The 2,719-nt window shown below is 67.1% G+C and carries 4 protein-coding genes; 3 read left to right on the top strand and 1 reads right to left on the bottom strand.

Annotation, left to right across the window (positions count from 1 at the left end):
• From LH128_RS26555 to LH128_RS26545, 3 genes are all read left to right on the top strand, one after another.
• Positions 1-546 (top strand): MFS transporter (locus LH128_RS26555; RefSeq protein WP_008832784.1); only part of this gene is annotated, 546 nt, incomplete at its 5' end.
• A complete protein-coding gene (gene cysK / locus LH128_RS26550) occupies positions 543-1,460 on the top strand; it encodes a cysteine synthase A (protein WP_008832783.1) in 918 nt (305 codons plus the stop codon). The genes LH128_RS26555 and cysK, both read left to right, overlap by 4 nt.
• 8 nt (positions 1,461-1,468) lie before the next feature.
• Positions 1,469-2,179 carry a dienelactone hydrolase family protein gene (locus tag LH128_RS26545; protein WP_008832782.1) on the top strand — a complete coding sequence of 237 codons (711 nt, stop codon included), beginning with the start codon at positions 1,469-1,471 and terminating at the stop codon, positions 2,177-2,179.
• A 195-nt stretch (positions 2,180-2,374) separates the two neighbouring features.
• Here the strand turns inward: LH128_RS26545 and LH128_RS33815 are convergent, their stop codons facing one another.
• Positions 2,375-2,572, bottom strand: a complete 198-nt coding sequence (locus LH128_RS33815) for a hypothetical protein (RefSeq protein ID WP_008832781.1) — start codon at positions 2,570-2,572, stop codon at positions 2,375-2,377.
• Positions 2,573-2,719: the final 147 nt, after the last annotated feature.

The following is a 2,719-nucleotide window of genomic DNA, read 5'->3' as shown; positions in this document are numbered from 1 at the left end:
GCCGTGCTGCTCGGCGGCGCGACCGCGCTGATGCCGGTCTTCGCCCGCGACCTGCTGCACGTCGGTCCCGAGGGTCTCGGCCAGATGCGCGCAGCGACGGCGGCAGGCGCGGCGGTGGTGGCGTTCTGGCTCTCGTTCCGCCCGCTGCAGTCGAACGTCGGCGTCAAGATGCTGGCGGCCGTCGTGGCCTACGGCGCCGCGACGATCGGCTTCGGCCTCTCGCGCCACTTCCTGTTGTCGCTCGCCTGTCTCGCCTGCCTCGGCGCCGCCGACATGATCTCGGTGTTCATCCGCAGCTCGCTCGTCCAGTTGCGCACGCCCGACACCGTGCGCGGCCGCGTCTCGGCGATTTCCGGTCTCGCCGTCTCGGCCTCGAACGAATTGGGCGAGTTCCAGTCGGGCTTCGCCGCAGCCCTTCTCGGCGCTACCGGAGCAGTTGTCTTCGGCGGCAGCGCTGCCATAGTCATCACCCTTGCCTGGGCCTGGTTCTTCCCGGAACTGCGCCGCGCCCGTACCTTCGAAACCCGTTGGGAGCAGAAATCATGAAGGCCGACAGCATCCTCGCCACCATCGGCGATACCCCGCACATCCGCCTCTCCCGCCTGTTTCCGGACCATGAGGTCTGGGTCAAGGCCGAGCGCGCCAATCCCGGCGGTTCGATCAAGGACCGCATCGGCCTTGCCATGATCGAGGCGGCCGAGGCCGACGGCAGCCTCAAGCCCGGCGGCACCATCATCGAGCCGACTTCGGGCAATACCGGCATCGGCCTCGCCATGGCGGCAGCGGTCAAGGGCTACACCCTTGTCCTCGTCATGCCCGAATCGATGTCGGTCGAGCGTCGCCGCCTGATGCTGGCCTACGGCGCCAAGTTCGACCTCACTCCGCGCGAAAAGGGCATGAAGGGCGCGATCGAGCGCGCCAAGGAACTGATCGAGGCGACCCCGGGCGCCTGGATGCCCCAGCAGTTCGACAACCCCGCCAACGTAGACGTCCACGTCAAGACGACCGCGCAGGAAATCCTCAAGGACTTCGCCGATGAGCCCATCGACGTGCTCGTAACCGGCGTCGGCACCGGCGGCCACCTCACCGGATGCGCCGAGACGCTGAAGGCCAGCTGGCCTTCGATGAAGGCCTATGCGGTCGAGCCGACGCTCTCGCCGGTGATCTCCGGCGGCCAGCCCGGCCCGCACCCGATCCAGGGTATCGGCGCCGGTTTCATCCCCGGCAACCTTCACACCCAGTCGATCGACGGGGCCATTCAGGTCGACCCCGCCGACGCCAAGGACTGGGCGCGTCGCTGCGCAACCGAGGAAGGCATGCTCGTGGGCATCAGCTCGGGCGCGACGCTTGCCGCCATCGCCCAGAAGCTGAAGGACCTGCCCGCAGGCAGCCGCGTCCTCGGCTTCAACTACGACACCGGCGAGCGCTATCTCTCGGTGCCCGACTTCCTGCCGGAGTGATATCCATCGTGACGACTACCCCCACGCTCGAGCCCGTTTCCTACGAACACGCCGGTGTCGCCCTCACCGGCTGGCTCGCCCGCCCCGAAGGCGCGGCCCGCGCGGCCGTCGCCCTGTTCCCGACGATCGCCAACGTCATCCCGCTGATGGAGGAGCGCGCCCGCAAGCTCGCCGCAGAGGGCTATCTGGTGATGATCACCGACTTCTACGGCGAGCCGATCGAGAGCTTCGAGGCTTCGTTCCCCGTCGCCGAGAAGCTGCGCGCCGACAACGCCTACTACCGCGCCCGCATCATCGCCGGGATCGATGCGCTACGGGGGCTCGCCGATGGCATCAAGCTCTTCGCCGTCGGCCACTGCATGGGTGGTCAGGCCGTCCTCGAAGCCGCCCGCGCGGGTGAGGATCTGGCCGGCGTGGTCAGCTTCCACGGCACCCTGCCGACCACTGCCCCGGCCCAGCCCGGCGGGATCAAGCCCCGCATCCTCGTCTGCCACGGCGATGCCGACCCGCTCGTGCCGCGCACCGATGTCGTGGCGTTCTGGGAGGAAATGGATGCGGCAGGAGCCGACTGGCACTTCCACAGCTACGGCAACGTTAAGCACGGCTTCACCGACCCGCACAGCCCGGACAAGGGCATGGCCTTCCTCGACTACAACGTCAGCGCCGATCGCCAGTCCTGGGCCTCGATGCTGTCGTTCTTCAACGAGATACTGGGCTGACCTCCCATTCCTCCCTGAGCTTGCTCGGGGAGAAATTTGCAAACAAAGCCCGTCATCCCCAACATCGTCATCCCAGCGAAGGCTGGGACCGCTGGCCTGTTACGACCAACAATCGTCCTGACCCCCTGCCGAGGGTTGGGTTTTGCGCTGCCAGCGGTCCCAGCCTTCGCTGGGATGACGGGGGTGTGCGTGCAGTTAGCGCACGCGGAAACGCCCGCTGGCGAGCGCGGGCCATGACGCCGGGGAAATCAACGCGAATACCGAGAACATCGGGTCGGCGTCGGGAGCGTCCAAGCTGGGACGCGGGGTTTTGTTTTCCGTGAAGCTCTGGCGAGCGGCCGGGTAACTCACGGTGCAGCCCGGCTCGACCTGTATTCCATCGGAAAGTCCCATGTGGCCGTCGTTAGGGTTCGCATCGTTATCGGCCGAAGGCTATCCGGGATGGCCGTCCCAAGTCCTGCCGTGTGTCGCAGGAACGTATGGACGGCGTTTCCGGTAGCGCAGAGACAGTCCGGGTCTTCGAACGGACGCGTGGTTTGC

Origin of the sequence: Sphingomonas sp. LH128 (assembly GCF_000293195.2) — a bacterium.
In the GTDB taxonomy this organism is placed as follows: domain Bacteria; phylum Pseudomonadota; class Alphaproteobacteria; order Sphingomonadales; family Sphingomonadaceae; genus Novosphingobium; species Novosphingobium resinovorum_A.
The sequence above is the reverse complement of the archived record's forward strand: the minus strand, read 5'-3'. Positions and strand labels throughout refer to the sequence as shown.

Coding starts and splice junctions, on each gene's coding strand:
- cysK (WP_008832783.1), top strand. CDS start 543: ATGAAGGCCGACAGCATCCTCGCCACCATCGGCGATACCCCGCACATC.
- LH128_RS33815 (WP_008832781.1), bottom strand. CDS start 2,572: ATGGGACTTTCCGATGGAATACAGGTCGAGCCGGGCTGCACCGTGAGT.